The 18126-nt window shown below is 54.7% G+C and carries 18 protein-coding genes and 1 other annotated feature; of the genes, 2 read left to right on the top strand and 16 right to left on the bottom strand.

Annotated elements, in window-relative coordinates:
• Positions 1-10 precede the first annotated feature (10 nt).
• Together larB and larC are read left to right on the top strand one after the other, a co-directional pair.
• Positions 11-769, top strand: a complete 759-nt coding sequence (gene larB / locus FMM72_RS05025) for a nickel pincer cofactor biosynthesis protein LarB (RefSeq protein ID WP_160208737.1) — start codon at positions 11-13, stop codon at positions 767-769.
• The gene (gene larC / locus FMM72_RS05020; RefSeq protein ID WP_162220776.1) at positions 766-2088 is read left to right on the top strand and encodes a nickel pincer cofactor biosynthesis protein LarC; all 1323 of its coding nucleotides are present in this window, start codon (positions 766-768) and stop codon (positions 2086-2088) included. The genes larB and larC overlap by 4 nt, the downstream gene beginning before the upstream one ends.
• A 125-nt stretch (positions 2089-2213) precedes the next feature.
• On the opposite strand, the gene FMM72_RS05015 is transcribed toward larC, so the two are convergent.
• From FMM72_RS05015 to FMM72_RS04940, 16 genes are all read right to left on the bottom strand, one after another.
• The gene (locus tag FMM72_RS05015; protein WP_160208739.1) at positions 2214-2678 is read right to left on the bottom strand and encodes a VOC family protein; all 465 of its coding nucleotides are present in this window, start codon (positions 2676-2678) and stop codon (positions 2214-2216) included.
• 51 nt (positions 2679-2729) lie between these two features.
• Complete coding sequence (leuD, locus tag FMM72_RS05010) at positions 2730-3227, bottom strand: 3-isopropylmalate dehydratase small subunit (protein WP_160208740.1); 498 nt, start codon at positions 3225-3227, stop codon at positions 2730-2732.
• A gap of 13 nt (positions 3228-3240) precedes the next feature.
• On the bottom strand, positions 3241-4500 hold the full coding sequence (leuC, locus tag FMM72_RS05005) for a 3-isopropylmalate dehydratase large subunit (RefSeq protein ID WP_162220775.1): 1260 nt from the start codon (positions 4498-4500) through the stop codon (positions 3241-3243).
• Between the two features lie 25 nt (positions 4501-4525).
• Positions 4526-6052, bottom strand: a complete 1527-nt coding sequence (locus FMM72_RS05000) for a 2-isopropylmalate synthase (RefSeq protein ID WP_160208742.1) — start codon at positions 6050-6052, stop codon at positions 4526-4528.
• A gap of 67 nt (positions 6053-6119) precedes the next feature.
• Positions 6120-6362: a binding site (T-box leader), on the bottom strand.
• Positions 6363-6418: 56 nt separating this feature from the next.
• Positions 6419-7048 carry an ECF transporter S component gene (locus FMM72_RS04995; RefSeq protein ID WP_180322884.1) on the bottom strand — a complete coding sequence of 210 codons (630 nt, stop codon included), beginning with the start codon at positions 7046-7048 and terminating at the stop codon, positions 6419-6421.
• A 12-nt stretch (positions 7049-7060) separates the two neighbouring features.
• Positions 7061-8287 carry a tyrosine--tRNA ligase gene (tyrS, locus tag FMM72_RS04990; RefSeq protein ID WP_162220773.1) on the bottom strand — a complete coding sequence of 409 codons (1227 nt, stop codon included), beginning with the start codon at positions 8285-8287 and terminating at the stop codon, positions 7061-7063.
• Positions 8288-8393: 106 nt separating this feature from the next.
• Complete coding sequence (gene recN, locus FMM72_RS04985) at positions 8394-10067, bottom strand: DNA repair protein RecN (protein ID WP_162220772.1); 1674 nt, start codon at positions 10065-10067, stop codon at positions 8394-8396.
• A 30-nt stretch (positions 10068-10097) separates the two neighbouring features.
• A complete protein-coding gene (locus tag FMM72_RS04980; RefSeq protein WP_160208745.1) occupies positions 10098-10550 on the bottom strand; it encodes an arginine repressor in 453 nt (150 codons plus the stop codon).
• 33 nt (positions 10551-10583) lie between these two features.
• On the bottom strand, positions 10584-11435 hold the full coding sequence (locus FMM72_RS04975) for an NAD(+)/NADH kinase (protein WP_160208746.1): 852 nt from the start codon (positions 11433-11435) through the stop codon (positions 10584-10586).
• Positions 11436-11455: 20 nt separating this feature from the next.
• On the bottom strand, positions 11456-12256 hold the full coding sequence (locus tag FMM72_RS04970; protein ID WP_162220771.1) for a TlyA family RNA methyltransferase: 801 nt from the start codon (positions 12254-12256) through the stop codon (positions 11456-11458).
• 61 nt (positions 12257-12317) lie between these two features.
• Positions 12318-14180 (bottom strand): 1-deoxy-D-xylulose-5-phosphate synthase, encoded by a 1863-nt coding sequence (dxs, locus tag FMM72_RS04965; protein WP_162220770.1) that lies wholly within the window; start codon positions 14178-14180, stop codon positions 12318-12320.
• A gap of 94 nt (positions 14181-14274) precedes the next feature.
• Positions 14275-14775 (bottom strand): divergent PAP2 family protein, encoded by a 501-nt coding sequence (locus FMM72_RS04960; protein WP_160208749.1) that lies wholly within the window; start codon positions 14773-14775, stop codon positions 14275-14277.
• Positions 14776-14902: 127 nt separating this feature from the next.
• Positions 14903-15784, bottom strand: a complete 882-nt coding sequence (locus FMM72_RS04955) for a polyprenyl synthetase family protein (RefSeq protein WP_160208750.1) — start codon at positions 15782-15784, stop codon at positions 14903-14905.
• Entirely contained in the window at positions 15774-15980 is a 207-nt protein-coding gene (gene xseB, locus FMM72_RS04950; RefSeq protein WP_160208751.1) for an exodeoxyribonuclease VII small subunit, read from the bottom strand. Before xseB ends, FMM72_RS04955 begins: the two co-directional genes overlap by 11 nt.
• Positions 15958-17184: an exodeoxyribonuclease VII large subunit gene (xseA, locus tag FMM72_RS04945; protein WP_162220769.1), complete on the bottom strand. Its 1227-nt coding sequence runs from the start codon at positions 17182-17184 to the stop codon at positions 15958-15960. The genes xseB and xseA overlap by 23 nt, the downstream gene beginning before the upstream one ends.
• A complete protein-coding gene (locus tag FMM72_RS04940; RefSeq protein WP_160208753.1) occupies positions 17181-18122 on the bottom strand; it encodes a peptidase M22 in 942 nt (313 codons plus the stop codon). The genes xseA and FMM72_RS04940 overlap by 4 nt, the downstream gene beginning before the upstream one ends.
• Positions 18123-18126: the final 4 nt, after the last annotated feature.

Below are 18126 nucleotides of genomic sequence, written 5' to 3'. Positions count from 1 at the left end.
GGGCAGTCAGATGGAACAAGACAGGATTTTGCATTTATTACAGCAGGTGCGCGACGGCTCCCTTTCACCAGAACATGCACTGGCACAGTTAAAAATCGAGCCGTTTGAGGACCTTGGCTATGCGAAGGTCGATCATCATCGCGCACTGCGCCAAGGTATTCCAGAGGTGATCTTCGGCAGCGGAAAGACGGCGGAGCAAATTGTTGGGATCGTCCGGGCAATGCGCAAAAACGGACAATCCGTCCTGATCACCCGGCTGGACGCCGAAAAGGCGCACGCGGTATCCGAACAGGCCGATATCCGCTACGACCCTGTTTCCCGTATCGCCATATCCGGTGAGCGAAGCGATGTAACCGCACCTGGTTATTTGGTTGTCGCGGCGGCTGGCACAAGCGACCTGCCTGTAGCCGAGGAGGCCGCTGTCACGGCCGAAGCTCTTGGCAACCGTGTCGAACGCCTTTACGATGTCGGCGTAGCGGGGCTGCACCGCCTGCTGGCGCACCTCGATACGCTCGCACAGGCGCGCGTTGTCATAGCGGCGGCGGGCATGGAGGGCGCGCTCGCCAGCGTGATCGGCGGGCTTGTTTCCTGCCCGGTTATCGCGGTTCCGACCAGCATCGGCTATGGGGCCAATTTTGGCGGCTTATCAGCGCTTTTATCCATGCTCAATTCCTGTGCGAGCGGCGTATCGGTTGTCAATATCGACAACGGTTTCGGCGCGGGATATCTGGCCAGTATGATCAACCATATGGGAGGGACGGACAAATGAAAACGATCTATCTTGAATGCAATATGGGCGCATCCGGCGATATGCTGATGGCGGCTCTTCTGGAGCTGTACGGCGATCAGGAAGCGTTTCTGCGTACTATGAACGGCCTTGGGCTCTCCGGCGTCGAGGTGCGAAGCGAACCGTCGCAGAAATGCGGGATCACGGGTACCCATATGCGCGTGCTGATCGATGGCGCGGAGGAAAGCTGTGGGGATGCCCATGAACACGAACATCCCCACAGTCATGAGCATTCCCACAGTCATGAACATTCCCACGACCATGAGCATTCCCACAATCATGAACATGCCCACGGCCACGCAATCCCGCACCCCCATGAAGCCGGCGCACACGCGCATACGCATACCCACTCCGGTTATCAGGATATATGCGCGCTCATCATGGGGCTTGCGCTGCCTCAGCGTGTCCGCGAAAACGCCTGTGCCGTCTATCGGCTGATTGGAGAGGCGGAAGCCCACGCACATGGCGTTCCAATGGAACAGATACATTTTCATGAGGTTGGAACAATTGATGCAGTCGCCGACGTGGTCGGCTGCTGTCTTCTGTTTGATCTGATCGGCGCCGGCCGGGTCGCCGCGTCCCCCATCCATGTCGGCTTTGGCGAAGTGCGCTGTGCGCACGGCATTTTGCCGGTTCCCGCCCCGGCAACTGCACATATTTTGCGCGGCGTGCCAATTTATGGCGGCGCAGTGCGCGGCGAGCTTTGCACGCCGACCGGCGCTGCCCTGCTGCGCCACTTCGCATCGGAATTCGGCCCGATGCCGCCGATGGCCGTTGAACGTATCGGCTATGGGATGGGGACAAAGGATTTTGACCGCGCCAACTGTGTCCGTGCATTCCTTGGCGAGCCGTCCGGCCTGCGCGCGCAGGTCTGCGAGCTGTGCTGCAATATCGACGATATGACGCCCGAGGCGCTTGGCTTTGCGCAGGAAATCCTGTTTGAAAACGGCGCGCTTGACGTTTTCCTGACGCCTGTCCAAATGAAAAAAAACCGCCCTGGCGTTCTGCTTACCTGCCTGTGCGCTCTGGAAAAAAAGGACGAGCTGGCGCGGCTCATCCTGCTTCATACATCGACGCGCGGCGTCCGTGAACGGCTCTGCGAACGCGTGACGCTCGCTGCAAAAACATCGTCTGTTGATACGCCGTTTGGGAGTGTGCGCATCAAGAGCAGCATTGGAAACGGCATCAAAAAGGAAAAGCCCGAATACGACGATGTCCGCGCGGCCGCGCGGATACATAGCGTTCCATTTGACACAGTATATCAAGCGGCCCTTGATGCTTATAAAGAAAAATCCCGGTAAAAACAGGAAGGCGGAACATAAGCGTTCCGCCTTCCTGTTTTAGCATCCGACGTTATGGCCCCCATCAAAACTGTTCTCCCATTGTGCGGCCCTCGCTGATACGCATGCAGATCACAAGCAAAGGTTTAACCTTTCAATAGTTTTGTCAAATCCTCAACGGAAACATCCATTTTTTTCGATACTTCTTCCATCGTCATACCCAAAGCAAGAAAACGATTGATTACCATTTTCATATCTTCGCCGACTTCAATGATATGCCCGTCCGGATCATAGAACCTGATGACACGCTGTCCCCATCCATGCTCGATCACGTCCCCCAGATATTCAATATCCGGGTATTTTTTCAGTTTGTCTAAAAATCCATCGAAATCCTGTTCCTCAAAACAGATCTCCATGTTATTTGGTTTGTCCAATATTTTTTCTTTCGGCAAATGAACCAGCCAATCAAAGTCCTGCTGTAAAGCTAACCCGCATGTAAAAGAAATATTGATCCCATAATCCTGATACAATTCCAATCCAAATAAATCTTCATAAAACGCTCTCGCGGCCTTGATATTCGCTACAGATATAACCGTGCTTGTATACTTCATATTGATATCCTTCCCGATTGCGTGTACCGGCGGAATGCACACTGTTTTTCCTTATGATTGTTGCCCTTTTTTCCTGATCGCATTGAGCAGGCCGTTTGCATCGATGATCTCCTTGATAAACGGGGGAAACGGCGCGGCTGTATACGTCTCGCCGCGCGTCACATTGCGTATTATACCCGTATCAAAATCGACCTCAACCTCGTCTCCATCCTGAATCGAGTCGCTGGCCTTAGGGCACTCAAGGATCGGCAGACCGATATTGATGGCATTTCGATAAAAAATGCGTGCAAATGTTTTGGCGATCACACAGGACACGCCGTTTTCCTTGATAACCATCGGCGCATGTTCACGCGATGAACCACAGCCGAAATTGAAGCCGCCGACGACCAGATCGCCGGGATGCACACGCTTGACAAACGTGCGGTCGATATCTTCCATGCAGTGCGACGCCAGCTCCCTGCGATCAGTGATGTTGAGGCATCTCGCCGGGATAATCACATCCGTATCAATGTTGTCGCCATACTTAAAAACCGTTCCGATTGCTTTCATACTGTTCTCCCCCTCAGATCGACGCCGGATCGGCGATTTTTCCCCGGATGGCGCTTGCCGCCGCGACCGCCGGAGAAGCCAGATAAACCTCTGATTTGACATGGCCCATCCGTCCCACAAAGTTGCGGTTTGTCGTCGCAACACACCGTTCGCCTTCGGCGAGAATACCCATATAGCCGCCCAGGCATGGGCCGCATGTCGGCGTTGAAACCGCGCAGCCTGCGTCCAAAAATGTATCGATATAGCCGGCGCGGATCGCTTCACGGTAGATCTGCTGCGTTCCCGGAATGACAATGCAGCGCACGCTGTCCGCTACCTTTTTGCCGCTCATAAGCCTGGCTGCTGCGGCGAGATCGCCAATGCGCCCGTTTGTACAGGAGCCGATCACCACCTGATCGATCCTTACGTCGCCCGCCTTGTCAACAGGCCGTGTGTTCTCCGGCAGGTGCGGAAACGCGACGGTCGGACGGATTGATGAAAGGTCGATCTCAATCACGCGCGCATACGCCGCGTCATCATCGGGCATAAACGCCTCATAGGCGCGGTTGACACGGCCCTGTATATAGGCGCGCGTCACTTCGTCCACCTCAAAAACACCGTTTTTCCCGCCGGCTTCAATCGCCATATTTGCCATTGTCAGACGGTCGTCCATTGACAGATGCCGCAATCCTTCCCCGCCAAACTCCATCGATTGATACAGTGCACCGTCAACGCCGATCATACCGATGATATGTAAAATCACGTCCTTGCCGCTTACCCACTCCTGCGGTTTTCCCGAAAGCTCAAAGCGGATGGCCGCCGGCACCTTGAACCAGCATTTTCCCGTCGCCATCGCAGCCGCCATATCGGTTGAACCAAAACCAGTTGAAAAAGCGCCGAGCGCGCCGTATGTACAGGTGTGGCTGTCTGCTCCGACAATCAGCTCACCAGGTGCGACAAGCCCCTGCTCCGGCAGCAGCGCGTGCTCGATGCCCATCCTGCCCACATCGTAAAAATGGACGATCCCATGTTTCGCGGCAAAGTCGCGGCAGCGTTTTGAAAGCTGAGCCGCCTTGATATCTTTGTTCGGAACAAAATGGTCGAGCACAATCGCAATCCCCGTTTTACTGAATACATGCTCAAAGCCGTACTTTTCAAGCTCGTCAATTGCAACCGGCGTCGTGATATCGTTCCCCAACACAAGATCGACATCCGCATTGATCAGCTGCCCTGGTTCAACGTGAGCAAGCCCTGCTTTTTTTGCCAGTATTTTCTGGCTCATTGTCATCCCCATAACAAATCCCTCCGTTTATCATTAATCAGCCCGCGGCCTTTTCCTCCATTGCAATCGCCTTGTTGATCGCGTTGATATAGGCGCGTATACTCGACTCAAGAATATCCGGCGACAGGCCGCGGCCGGTTACGATATGATCGCCACATTTAATCTTACAGATCGCTTCGCCGAGCGCGTCCTCTCCTTCAGTGACGGCCTGCATCGTCCAGTTCTCCAATTTTGTGTCCATCTTCACAATCCGGTCGATCGCATTGAACGCAGCGTCAATCGGGCCTTCGCCGCGCGCCACATGCTCGCACTCAGTTCCATCGTCCCGCGAAAGCTTGACAACCGCTGTCGCAGAAATGACAGTCCCGCTGTTGATGACAAAGCTCTTGAGCGCGTAAACCTCGCGCACATCTGTAATGGCCGACGCGCCGATGAGCGCCTCAATATCGCGGTCCGTGATCTCCTTTTTGCGGTCAGCCAACGCCTTGAATCGTTCAAACGCTTCGGCAATATCCTCCTCCGACATCCTGTATCCAAGCTCAGCAATACGGTCTGCAAAAGCATGCTTGCCGGAATGCTTGCCGAGCACCATCTTGTTTTGATAGATACCAATATCGTCGGGGCTCATAATTTCGTAGGTTGTGCGTTCGGCCAGGACGCCGTGCTGATGGATGCCGCTTTCATGGGCGAACGCATTCGCGCCGACGATCGGTTTATTCGGCGCGATCCCGACGCCGGTGATCGTAGAGAGCAGTTTGCCTGTGCGGTAAATCTGCCGCGTGTTGATGCTGGTCGTACAGCCGAACATATCGCCGCGCGTGTGCAGCGCCATCACAATTTCATCCATTGCGGCGTTGCCGGCGCGCTCGCCGATACCGTTGACCGTACATTCCACCTGGGACGCACCAGCCTGGATGCTGGCCAGCGTATTGGCCACCGCCATGCCAAGATCATTGTGATTGTGTACGGAAATGTCAACATCTGGATTTTCCAGATGCGTGCGGACATAGGAAACAAGATCAAACATTTCGTTTGGGGTACCGTATCCGACCGTATCCGGGATGTTGATCGTCGTTGCGCCGGCTGCGATCGCGGCGTCGAACGCGCGCACCAGAAAGTTCCGGTCGCTGCGCGAAGCGTCCTCCGCCGAAAATTCCACATCCGGGCAAAGCCCGCGCGCCAGCCCGACCATCGCTGTAATGCGTTCGATCACCTCGTCAGGCGTCATCTTGAGCTTATATTTCATATGGACGTCGCTGGTTGCAAGAAACGTATGAATGCGCGGCGACTGCGCGCAGCGGACCGCCTCATAAGCCCGCCGGATATCGCCCTCGACACAGCGCGCAAGCCCGGCAACCGTGGATTGCCTGATCGTTTTTGCAATCGCTTCGACTGCCCGAAAATCGTCAGGAGACGAAACAGGAAAGCCCGCTTCAATGATATCGACGCCGAGCCGCTCAAGCTGACGCGCCATTTCAATTTTTTCATTAAAGTTCATGCTGCATCCTGGGGATTGTTCCCCATCGCGCAGCGTTGTATCAAAGATTTTGATTTTTCGTGTCATGCCGATTCCTTCTTTCATGCTGATTTGTGAACAGCGGCAAAGCAATAAAAAGACCTCCGCCTCTTGAAAAAGAGACGAAGGTCTGACAACTTCCGTGGTACCACTCTTGATTGGCTGATTAACAGCCCGCTCAGCCGCATCGAACAATGCGTTCCCTTTTAACGGCGGGATCCCGTCCGAAAGCTACTTGCAAAACGCGTTCGCCCGGCGGCTCAAGGGTGAGTTATTCACAAAAGCGGTGCCGCCTTGCACCAACCGGCGGCTCTCTGTGGCGCGCAAACTGTGTTTTGTTCCCCGTCAAAGCCTTTTTAAATATTTCTTGTGTGTTATCATAACGCCGCAGTCCGCATTTGTCAAGCATAAATTTTACGAAAGCCGGGAAAAGGCTTTCACAAGTGGACGGCCGAGCGCAAGCGTCAAAATGGCCGCGACAATCGCCTCAAGCACGCCATTGATTCCAATCACTCCCATGATAACGCCGAACAGCGCGGAAAAAGCAATGCCTTTTGCAGCGGCATAGCTCTCACCGAAAAAAAGATAAATGCCGCCCATCACAAGGATCGTATTGGTGAGCGAACCGACGATTCCCGCGCCGATCAAAGCAGCAGATCTGCCCTTTGAAAAACGCGCAAGCACACGGAACACATATGCGGAAACAACCCCGATTAAAATACGCGGCACGATCGCCACAACCAGGCTCCAGCCATTTCCGCTGAAATCAGGCGTCAGCGCATAGAACGGCGTAAATACAAACGATGTAACCGTTGGCTGAAAGGTGTTCGTCAATACGCTCAGAACACCAAACACACCTCCGAGCACCGCTCCCGCGGCCGGACCCAGCAGCACAGCGCCCAAAATAACCGGGATATGAATTGTCGTCGCCTTGGTCACACCAAGCGGAACAAAACCAAGCGGCGTCAAAGTCAGCACCACCTCGACCGCAGCCAGCAAACCGATCAGCGTCAGGGCTTTTGCCTTGGAGATATGTCCGCGCATATACGCGCCCCCTTATCCGAGCAGGACCTTATGATAAATTTTCTTGCCTTTTTTAAGGATAACCTGCCCCTTGTCAAAACTTTCTTTGCCGACCACAGCCGCAAAGTCAGAAACCTTTACATCATCCACAGATACGCCACCCTGCTGAATCAGGCGCTTTGCTTCTCCTTTTGAAGGCGCAAGCCCCGTCTTGACAAGCAGATCGGCGACAGAAATCGCGCCGTCCGTCAAATCGGATGAAGCCAGCGAGGTTGTCGGCATGTCGTCGCTGTGCGTGCCGCCCGTAAAAATCGCGCGCGCAGCCTCCAGCGCCTTGTCGGCTTCCTGTTGTCCGTGAACCATCTTTGTCAATTCGTGCGCAAGAATCTCCTTTGCCTTGTTGAGCTGGCTGCCCTCCCATTTTTCCATCGCCTCGATCTCCTCAATCGGAATGAAGGTTAAAAGCTTCAGGCAGTTGATCACATCGTCGTCCGAGACATTGCGCCAGTACTGGAAAAATTCATAGGGCGAGGTTTTTTCCGGATCGAGCCAGACGGCGCCGTTTTCCGTCTTGCCCATCTTTTTTCCTTCCTTGGTGGTAAGCAGCGTAAACGTCATGCCATATACGTCATCTCCAGCCACACGGCGCGTCAGCTTGATTCCGCCAAGGATATTTGCCCATTGATCGTTGCCGCCGAGCTGCATCATGCAGCCGTAGTCGCGGTGCAGCTTGAGAAAATCATAGCTCTGCATGATCATATAATTGAACTCAATGAACGAAAGCCCTTTTTCAAGGCGCGTCTTGAAGCATTCGGCCGTCAGCATTTCGTTGACGGAAAAATGGACGCCAACGTCGCGCAACAGCTCAATATAATTCAGATGAAGCAGCCAATCGCCGTTTTTCAGCATCAACGCCTTGCCATCCGAAAAATCGATGAATTTTTCCATCTGGCGTTTGAAGCACATGGCATTGTGGTTGATCTCCTCAACAGAGAGCATTTTGCGCATGTCCGTTTTACCGGTCGGATCGCCGACCATTGTCGTGCCGGTGCCAAGCAGCGCAATCGGGCGATGCCCTGCCTGCTGGAGGCGCTTCATAACAACCATCTGAAGGAAATGGCCGACGTGCAGGCTATCAGCGGTCGCATCAAACCCGATATAGAACGTAACCTTCTCGCCGTTGAGAAGTTCTTCGATCTTCTCCGGGTGTGTCATCTGCGCAATCAAGCCGCGTCGGGTTAATTCCTCAAAAACTGTCATCGATCTTTCTCCTTGTAAATTAAATTTAACACTATCCAAAACGAACTCTGCGTCCGATTCAGACAACCCTTAGTATACCACGCTCTTTTTAAAAGCACAAGCGCCTTTACTTTGCGCTTTTCGCGCTTTCCAGCATTTCATGCGCATGCTGGAGCGCGATCTCGCTGACCAACTCACCGCCGATGATCCGTGCCAGCTCGTGCGTGCGCGCATCATCGTCAAGCGGTGTGATAGATGTGAAGGTGCGGTTATCGCGCGCCGTCTTTGCAATCAGCAGATGCGTCTGTGCAAACGCCGCTACCTGCGCCAGATGCGTCACAACGATCACCTGCCGCCGCACAGCAACCTGTGCGAGCTTCTGCCCGATCTTCTGCGCGGCCCGGCCGGAAACGCCCGTATCAACCTCGTCGAAAATAAGCGTTCCCACGGCGTCGCGGTCCGCAAGCACGTTTTTGATCGACAGCATAATGCGCGCCAGCTCGCCGCCGGACGCGATCTTTGCGAGCGATTTTGCTTCCTCGCCCACGTTCGTGGATATGAACAGCTCCACATCATCGGCTCCATCCGCAGACAAAGGCTTGTCCGCGCACCGCACTGACAACGTTACGGACGGCATATCGAGAAACGCAAGCTCCGCCTGCACCGCCGCTGTGAACCGCTCCGCCGCATCGAGGCGCGCCGCTGTCAGCTTTGCGGCCGCTTCCTTTGCCGCAGCCTTCAATTCGATCATCTGCTCCTGGAGCGCCTGCGCATGCGTATCCGATGTTTCTATACGCTCCAATTCCTCAGCGGCGCGATCGCGATAGGAAAGAATTTCATCAATGTCAGCGCCATATTTTTTCTTGAGGGAGAAAATCGTGTCGAGCCGCTTTTCCACATCGTCGAGCCGGGCCGGATCACAGTCCAAACCCTCAAGCAGGTCACGGATATCGCCGGAGATACCCTCCAGCTCATAGGAAAGATCGGTCAGCCGTTCCGCAACAGGCTTGGCCGCGTCCATATAGCGCGCCGCTTGTTCCATATTTTCCGCCAGCAAACCAAACAATCCCGTCAATCCCGCCGATTCATCGCCGCCGTCAAGCAAGCCGACACTTTCGCCAAGCGCCTGCGTCACATGCAGGGAATTACGAAGCAATTTTCGCTGTGCAGAAAGCTCCTCCTCCTCGCCCGGCTGCAAGTCGGCGTCGTCGATCTCCGAAACCTGATAGGTCAAAAGATCAATCCGGCGCGCTTTCTCCGCCTCGTCCGTATCAATCTCATTCAATTCACGTTTAACATCCGTGTATCGCTGGTAAACCTCCCTATATTGCCCCAGCAAGGAATCGAGCGCGCCAAAACCATCAATAAAGCCGAGGTGCTTTCCGGGTGAAAGCAGCTGTTGGTTGTCATGCTGTCCGTGCACATTGATCAGATGCGCCGAAACGGCCTTCAAAATGGAAAGGGTCGCGGGGCGACCGTTGATACGGCACGATGATTTACCATCCGCAGACAGCTCCCGCATGATCAGCACTGTGTCGTCATCCGGCGCATAACCCGCTTCTGTCAGGGCGGCCGCCGCAGCCGCCGAAATCTCTGTAAACAGAGCCGAGATCACCGCATTGCTTTCTCCAGTACGAATCATATCCTTTGAAGCACGCTCACCGAGCACTGCGTTGATCGCACTGATCAGGATTGTTTTCCCCGCGCCGGTTTCTCCGGTAAAGACATTCAGACCTTGCGAAAAGTCGATGGTCGCCTCGCTGATCACCGCGACATTTTTGATATAAAGCTGTGAAAGCATGGTCCGCCTCCCTCCAACAGCCGGCATGTGCTACGCCATCATGCGGCGCAGCTGCGAAACCAGCTCATGCGCGTTTTGCTCGTCGCGCATCACCATAAAGATTGTGTCGTCTCCCGCAAGCGTGCCGACAACCCCGCTCCAATGCAGCGTATCAAGCGCCGCACAGACAGCGTTGGCCATTCCAGTAAAGCACTTGATCACCAGCATATTGCCGGCGGAATCAATCTCGCACACTGATTCGGAAAAAATAAGCAAAAATTTATCTGACATCTCGCTTTTCGGATGCTCTGTGTGCGCTGTATAATGATATTTACCATCCGGGGTCAGTGTCTTGACAAGCCTGAGTTCCTTGATGTCGCGGGAAACCGTCGCCTGTGTCACAGAAAACCCATTTTTACTGAGCAGGCCAAGCAGCTCGTCCTGCGTGTCAATCGGCTGTGAATGGATAAGCTCCAAAATTTTTGCATGACGTCTTGCCTTCATACGATACCCCCATCTAAGCAGAACGCGCCGCGTCTAGCCACGCGGCTTGAGCTTCTCACGCAAAATCATCGTAAATGTCTTTTCCGGAAAACTGATAAAACGTGCTGTTTTCTCCGCCACACGGATCAAAATTGGCGTATTCTGGCCCAATAATGCAACATTTTCGCCATCCACGCTGACAACGATTTTGTCAGACGCGTTGATATAGCGGCTCTGTACCCGCAGGCGCATACGCGGCGAAAGCAGAACAGCGCGATCGTTGAGCGAATGCGGGCAGATCGGCGTTACGATGATTGTATTGATAGATGGATCGACAATCGGTCCCCCCGCTGATAGCGAATAAGCCGTCGAGCCGGTTGGCGTGGCAAAAATCACTCCATCCGCCCGGTAGCTCCCGATTGCCTGGCCATCCCCGCTGATGTCGAGATCAACCATCCTCGCCAAATCGCCTTTTGAAATCACAACATCATTGAGCGCATACAGCGCAGCGCCGTCCTCACCGACGCGGATCTCAAGCAGCATGCGCTGCTGAATTGCATAATCATCCGCTGCCAGGCGCGAGAGAATGCGTATTTCGTCCGCTTCCACCTGCGCCAGATAACCAAGCCTTCCCGTGTTGACCCCAAGCACGGGCTTGTCATGCTCGACCGCATGCTTCACACCATGCAGGATGGTCCCATCTCCGCCCACCGTCAATACAAGGTCGCAAGCCGCGATCAAAGCATCAAACGACGCGTACTGCACACTTTCAAATTGACCGCTATACGCTTCCTGCATCACAGGCGTACACCCGGAAAAACGAAGCTGTGAAACAATCGATTTTACAAGCTGTCCTGTATTATTTTTCGTCAGATTCGGCAGAATCAATACTGTTTTTTGTGCCATTTTTGTCCCCCGGTCAAAAATCAATCGAGTTCATCATGTGAGCGCGCAACGAGCGTCTCAATTGTTGTGGAGTCCACAACAGCGCCATCAGGCGCCTTTTGCAGATACATCAGATATTCAATATTCCCCTCCGGACCTTTGACCGGCGAAAAGTCAAGGCCGCATATGGCAAAACCGTTCTCCAAGGCGTAACCGACAGCTCGCTCCAGCACCTCAACATGCGTTGCACGGTCGCGCACGACTCCTTTTTTTCCAACCTTTTCACGTCCCGCCTCAAACTGCGGCTTGACAAGGCAAACAGCTTTACCATTCAAACAAAGCAACCTTGCGGCGACTGGCAGAACAAGACGCAGTGAAATAAAGGATACGTCAACGCTGATGAACTCAATTTTGTCGGGCGCCTGCTTTGGCGTGATATTGCGAATATTCGTGCGCTCCAGATTGACAACGCGCGGATCGTTGCGAAGCTTCCAGGCAAGCTGGCCATAACCGACATCAACGGCATAAACCCTTGCCGCGCCGTTTTGCAGCATACAGTCTGTAAACCCGCCGGTCGACGCACCAATATCCATACAGATCCGATCCTGAAGGACAATCGGCCAGACCTGCATCGCTTTCTCAAGCTTCAGCCCGCCGCGGCTGACATAGCGCAGGGCATCTCCCCGCACCTCTATCTCCGCGTCTTCCGCAACATCCATTCCAGGCTTATCGGCCTTCTGGCCGTTTATATAGACCTGTCCGGCCATAATGACCGCCTTTGCCTTTTCACGGCTCGGGAAAAATCCCTTTTCTGTAAGCAGGATATCCAGCCTCTTTTTCACATTGTCCTCCAATGACCGGCCACTGTCTACGCATAAACCGTTCCGTTATTTTAAGCTATCTCTAAAAATAAAGCTCTGAAACCGAATGGGCAATCGCCTCCGCGTCAAGCCCACACCGCCGGATCGCAGATTGTACGCTCATCTGCGCAACAAACGGATCATCAACCGCGTGAATTGTCATGCGTCCGCGGTATCGCACCTGCGCAAGGGCGCCAAGAAAATGCTCGCCGATACCGCCGTTTTGGACGCCCTCCTCGACAAAATAGATTGTTTCATATTTTCTTGCCAAGCGGATGCATTCCTCCGGCAGAGGCGTAATACGGCAGAGTTTCAGCAGATCGACCGGTTTCCCGTCCGCCGCCAACAGTTCGGAGGCGGCGCGCGCCTCGCTGAAGATGCGGCCATAGCTTATGAGCAGCGTTTTTCCGCCGTTTTTGACATGCAGCCAATCCCCTGGCGCATGATCCGTTTCAGATACCGGCGCACCGCCGCGCGGATAACGCACGGCTACCGGCCCCTTGCAATGATACAAAGCCTGTTCCATTGCATATTCCAGTTCAGCATAAGAGGCCGGCGAATAGACTGTCATGCCATAAATCGAGGACAAAAAGGCCGCGTCAAACAACCCCTGATGCGTCTCGCCGTCCTCACCGACGAAACCGGCGCGATCGACCGCGAGAACAATGTGCTGCGGCTCGATAGAGGCGTCGTGGATCAATTGGTCGTAGGCGCGCTGCAAAAACGTTGAGTAAACAGCGAACACGGGAAGCAACCCGCCCGCGGCCAGACCGCATGCAAAGGTAACGGCATGTTCCTCGGCGATACCAACGTCAAAGAAACGGTTTTTCGGTCCAAACTCCGACGCAAACGCCTGTAGTCCTGTACCATCGCGCATCGCAGCGGTGATGGCACAAATCCGTTCGTCTCTGCGTGCGCGCATTGTCAGCCAACTGCCAAAATGCGCTGAAAACGACTCCGCAGGTGCAGACAACCAGCCGCTCACCGGATCAAATCCCCCGACGCCATGATAATGCGCGGGGTTTTTTTCAGCATATGCATAGCCCTTGCCCTTGATGGTATTTACATGCACTACCACCGGCTTTTTAAGCTCCCTTGCACGCCGCAGCACTTGAATCAGCATCCGCACGTCATGACCATCGACAGGCCCAAGGTAATCAAATCCAAAATCTTCAAACAGATTGCTGTGATAGAGCATCTGACGCAGCGCGGCCTTGGAATCGGAAATGACATCGCGCAGCTCCCCGCCGACAAGCGGAATTTTACGCACAGCTTTTTCAACATGCTCCTTGATCACATTGTAGCGTTCGGACGACCGCTTTGCAGCCAGGTAGCGCGCAAAAGAACCGACGCTTTTGGAAATCGACATATCATTGTCATTGAGGATCACAATCAGACGGTCGCGGCTGCGTCCAGCATTGTTGAGAGCCTCATAGATCATCCCGCCGGTAAAGGCCCCATCCCCGGCGACAGCGATTACATGGTGCGGATCTCCTGTCAAGGTTTTTGCCTTTGCAAGCCCGCAGGCCGCTGAAAGCGACGTGCTTGCATGACCCGCAATAAACGCGTCGCTGCGGCTTTCACGCGGCCTGGGAAAACCTGACAGACCTCCCTCGCGGCGTATTTCAGAGAACTGTTTCAGCCGCCCTGTCAACATTTTGTGTACATAGCACTGGTGTCCGACATCCCAGACAATTTCATCACATGGAACATCGAACACTGTATGAAGCGCCACGGTCAATTCCACAACGCCGAGATTTGAGGCCAGGTGCCCGCCATTTTCCGAAATAGTCAGCAGCAGTTGACTGCGCAGCTCCCAACATAAAATATCCTGCTGACTTGGGCTGAGTTTCTTCAAATCTCCCGGAAGATTCAAGCGATCCAGGAATCTGTTTTCCGCCAACACGGTTTCCCCCTTTCGCCGTCAGAGCTGACTTCGCATCCTTGCCCGGAATGTCTCATCCAAAAAGGCAGCGGCGGCAAAAATACGAAGCAAAGTCCTAAAACGCCGGAATCAACGCGGCGATCAAAATACCAAGCAACGCGCCGCAGAGCACCTCCAGCGGCGTATGGCCTAAAAATTCCTTCAGGCGTTTTTCCTCTCCCTCGCCTTCCTCTGCGCCGCGTGCAAGCGCATCCACTTCTTCACGGAGCATCTGAAACATTTCTTTAAAATCTATTACAATTTTATTAAGCACCTTCGCCTGTTCTCCTGCGGCGCGGCGCACCCCCATCGCATCATACATCACGATAGCTGCCAGCGCGATTGCAATCGCAAATTCCGGCGCTGCATACCCCATCTTTTTGGCGACGCCAACCGCGATCGCACAGACAAGCGCAGAATGAGAGCTTGGCATTCCGCCGGAACCAACCATACGTTCCCAGTTGATCCGGCGTGAAGGGATATATGCAAGAATTGTTTTCAGAAGCTGCGCCGCGAACCATGCAAGGAACCCGACGTCAATTACATAATTGCTGACCAATACTTTCAGAGGATTCATATTCGCCTCCCGGCTTTGGGCTATTTCTATTTTCCCTACTGCGTTAAACGCTCACTTTTTAAAGGCCCCGATATCTATCCTATTTACTATTTAGCCCGTGTGCAAGGCTGAACTGTCGCTTCTGGTGTCAATGATCGCGGTTCAAGACCATATCCGCAAGCCAAACAAGAAAGCCATTATCAGAAAACACATCGGTTTCCCGCTTTGCCGCTCCGATCAGCGCGACTGCGCGTGCTTTCGCACCCGCAACGCCAAACAGCGACGCATACGTCGTCTTATGATTCTCCGCATCGCTTCCAACCGGCTTGCCGAGCGTATGCGCATCGCCTGTGACATCAAGGATATCGTCAGTAATTTGGAATGCAAGTCCCACGGCCGCCGCATAACGGTCCGCGGCGTCATACATTTTTTTATCCGCTTTTCCGGCCAGGCAACCAAGCTGTGCAGACGCACGCAGCAAGGCGCCCGTTTTCAGCGTACAAAGCGCGTCCAGCGTCGCCTCGTCGACCGGATTCCCCTCACATGCAAGGTCGATCACCTGTCCTCCGATCATACCGCAGACGCCGCCCGCTTTGGAAAGCGTGCAAACCGCCTCGACACGCTGTATATCTGTCAAAAGCGGCGCGCAGGCCGCTGTCTCAAAAGCGAGCGTCAGCAACGCGTCGCCGGCAAGCAGCGCCGTTGACTCGCCAAATTCTTTATGACAGGACGGCTTCCCGCGACGGAAATCGTCATTGTCCATGCAAGGCAGGTCATCGTGAATCAGTGAATAGGCATGCAGCATTTCAATGGCGCACGCCAACGCCATCGCCCCTTCTCGCGGCGCGGATACAAGCCGCGCAAACTCGAGAACCAGCGCGGCACGCAGCCTCTTGCCAGCGTCCAGCAGGCTGTAACGCATCGCATCGACAACCGCCGCCTGGAGCCGCACGCCCGGATAACGCAGGCAATCGCGCAGCGCATCGTTCGTCTGCCGCGCATAAGAGGCGAACTGCTCTTCAAACCGCATCGCTATCCTCCTTTGCCGCTGAAAGTTTTTCTATCTTCAGACGCGCCGCTTCAATCTTTCCATTGGAAAAATCGACCAGCTTCACCGCTTCGGCATACAGTTTCACCGCTTCATCCAGCGGTACATCCGCGCCAAGCGATGCGACAATCTCTTCAAGCCGCGCGACAGCCGACTCAAGCGTCATCGCCTTTGCCATGTTCAACACCTCTTGTCTCAATTACCTGGGAAATGATCTCGCCATCGGCCAGACGTGAAAACAGCGGCTCTCCGACCCGCACCTGATCAATGGACGAGACAGGTCCCTGCTTACTGCTCGTCAGACTGTAACCGCGCGATAAAATACGCATCGGGCTTCGTTCCTCGGCTAGCGCCGACAGATACCGCACCTGCTCGCGCGCGCCGGACAACCTTCGGTCAAACGCCGCGCGCGCCGCCTGCCCAAGCGTCTCAACACGCTGTTTCAGATTCTGTAAAACGCTTTCGGACGCAGCCAGACCCGCCTGAACAGCACGCATACGAAGCTGTAACGACACAACGCGCCCCTGCGTCTGCGCGGCGCAACGCTCCATCAGATCCGACAGATAGTACCTTACGTCGGCGATGTTCGGTGCGACCAGCTCCGCCGCAGCGCTCGGCGTCGGCGCGCGCCGGTCGGCAACAAAGTCCGCGATCGTGAAATCGACCTCATGTCCGACCGCCGAAATCACTGGGATTTCGCTTGCCGCAATCACACGCGCGAGCGCCTCGTCATTAAAAGCCCACAGATCTTCAGCCGAGCCACCGCCTCGCCCAACGATCATAACGTCGCACGCATGCGCAGCATTGAGCGCGCGCACGCCGGCGGCGATCGTTTTCGCCGCGCCCTCACCCTGTACCTGCGCTGGATAAAGCACCACTGTCGCCAGCGGATACCGCCGCGAAAGAATATTCAAAATATCCTGAAGCGCCGCCGCGCCCTCGCTTGTTACAACGCCGATCCGCTCCGGGTAACGCGGCAACGGCCGCTTACGCCCTTCATCAAAAAGCCCCTCACGCGCGAGTTTTTCCTTAAGCTGCTCAAAAGCAAGATACAGCGCGCCGACACCGTCCGGCTGCATATCCGTTGCATAAAACTGGTAGCTTCCGTCCCGCTCATAAAGTGAAACGGAACCGCTTACAATCACAGACATGCCGTTTTCAGGCTTAAAACGAAGCTGCGATGCATGTCCGCGGAACATAACCGTCTTAATCGCCGCCGTCTCATCCTTGAGTGTAAAATACATGTGCCCCGATTTATAATGACACAGAAAATTAGAAATCTCTCCGCGTACCATCAATCCGTCAAGCGCACTATCCGAATCAAGCATCGCCTTGATATAACGGTTAAGCTGTGTGACGGAAACAACCGCTGACCGATTCATACGCCGTCCTCCTGCATGATCCGCGTCAGAACCGCCACGCCCGCCGCATTGTCCGCGGAAAACTGCGGCTGTGCAAACAGGCCGCCAAACCGCTCCTCCATGGCTGCCCGGATTATCGTGTTCGACATCACCCCGCCCGCATAGACCAGCGGAATTTCTCCATAAACGTTCTGAACGCTGACTGTCATATGCGTCAAAGCCGCCAGGATGCTGTCCAGGCAATAGCGCGCGACATCGCATGGCGTTTCCCCCGCGTCCAGCATGGAACGGCAACGGTTTTCGATTCCTGAAAGCGAGCAGTCTACGCCCTTAGACGCGGGTTTTACACGGTATATTTTCTGCGATTGGCGCGCCAGTTCTTCAAGCTGCGGTCCCGCCGGGAACGAAAGCCCAAGCATACCGCCGACACGGTCGACCGCCTGCCCTGCCTTGAGGTCAAGCGACTGCGAAAACAGATGCGCCGTGAGCAGATTGTCTTTCTCCGGCTGCACAATGACGCATTCCGTCGTACCGCCGGACAGATGAAAGGCTGCAAACCGCCGCCCGATCAGGTCAAGGCGTCCCGTGGAATATAGAGCGGCGGCGATATGTCCCGCCTGATGCGACACACAAGACAGCGGCGCTTTGCATACAGCCGCGGCGCATCGCGCCGCCGTCTCCCCCACAAGAAAGCACGGCATATACGAGCCTTCGGCATCACGCGGACGAACTGAAACGCCGATGCCATCCGGCAGGCCGCCGTGCTCCTGAAGCAATGCCTCAGTCAGTGTGCCAAGCTGCTTCACATGCGAAAAAACGGCGTCGCTCTGCCGAAGCCCCAACGCGCCGTCTTTTACGGGAAGAAGCTGTTTTTTTTGCCAAACGTCTCCAGATACGCTGTCATACAGCGCAACGGAAGTTGTATAGTTGCTGGTATCGATCCCGAGATAGCGTGCCATCGCG

It is taken from the genome of Anaerotruncus colihominis (assembly GCF_010206195.1).
GTDB classification, from domain to species: Bacteria; Bacillota; Clostridia; order Oscillospirales; family Ruminococcaceae; genus Anaerotruncus; species Anaerotruncus colihominis_A.
The sequence above is the reverse complement of the archived record's forward strand: the minus strand, read 5'-3'. Positions and strand labels throughout refer to the sequence as shown.

What these genes read in the sequence shown, in the direction of transcription:
- larB (WP_160208737.1), top strand. Translation starts at nt 11, where the DNA reads ATGGAACAAGACAGGATTTTGCATTTATTACAGCAGGTGCGCGACGGC.
- larC (WP_162220776.1), top strand. Translation starts at nt 766, where the DNA reads ATGAAAACGATCTATCTTGAATGCAATATGGGCGCATCCGGCGATATG.
- FMM72_RS05015 (WP_160208739.1), bottom strand. Translation starts at nt 2,678, where the DNA reads ATGAAGTATACAAGCACGGTTATATCTGTAGCGAATATCAAGGCCGCG.
- leuD (WP_160208740.1), bottom strand. Translation starts at nt 3,227, where the DNA reads ATGAAAGCAATCGGAACGGTTTTTAAGTATGGCGACAACATTGATACG.
- leuC (WP_162220775.1), bottom strand. Translation starts at nt 4,500, where the DNA reads ATGGGGATGACAATGAGCCAGAAAATACTGGCAAAAAAAGCAGGGCTT.
- FMM72_RS05000 (WP_160208742.1), bottom strand. Translation starts at nt 6,052, where the DNA reads ATGACACGAAAAATCAAAATCTTTGATACAACGCTGCGCGATGGGGAA.
- FMM72_RS04995 (WP_180322884.1), bottom strand. Translation starts at nt 7,048, where the DNA reads ATGCGCGGACATATCTCCAAGGCAAAAGCCCTGACGCTGATCGGTTTG.
- tyrS (WP_162220773.1), bottom strand. Translation starts at nt 8,287, where the DNA reads ATGACAGTTTTTGAGGAATTAACCCGACGCGGCTTGATTGCGCAGATG.
- recN (WP_162220772.1), bottom strand. Translation starts at nt 10,067, where the DNA reads ATGCTTTCACAGCTTTATATCAAAAATGTCGCGGTGATCAGCGAGGCG.
- FMM72_RS04980 (WP_160208745.1), bottom strand. Translation starts at nt 10,550, where the DNA reads ATGAAGGCAAGACGTCATGCAAAAATTTTGGAGCTTATCCATTCACAG.
- FMM72_RS04975 (WP_160208746.1), bottom strand. Translation starts at nt 11,435, where the DNA reads ATGGCACAAAAAACAGTATTGATTCTGCCGAATCTGACGAAAAATAAT.
- FMM72_RS04960 (WP_160208749.1), bottom strand. Translation starts at nt 14,775, where the DNA reads ATGAATCCTCTGAAAGTATTGGTCAGCAATTATGTAATTGACGTCGGG.
- FMM72_RS04955 (WP_160208750.1), bottom strand. Translation starts at nt 15,784, where the DNA reads ATGCGGTTTGAAGAGCAGTTCGCCTCTTATGCGCGGCAGACGAACGAT.
- xseB (WP_160208751.1), bottom strand. Translation starts at nt 15,980, where the DNA reads ATGGCAAAGGCGATGACGCTTGAGTCGGCTGTCGCGCGGCTTGAAGAG.
- xseA (WP_162220769.1), bottom strand. Translation starts at nt 17,184, where the DNA reads ATGAATCGGTCAGCGGTTGTTTCCGTCACACAGCTTAACCGTTATATC.
- FMM72_RS04940 (WP_160208753.1), bottom strand. Translation starts at nt 18,122, where the DNA reads ATGGCACGCTATCTCGGGATCGATACCAGCAACTATACAACTTCCGTT.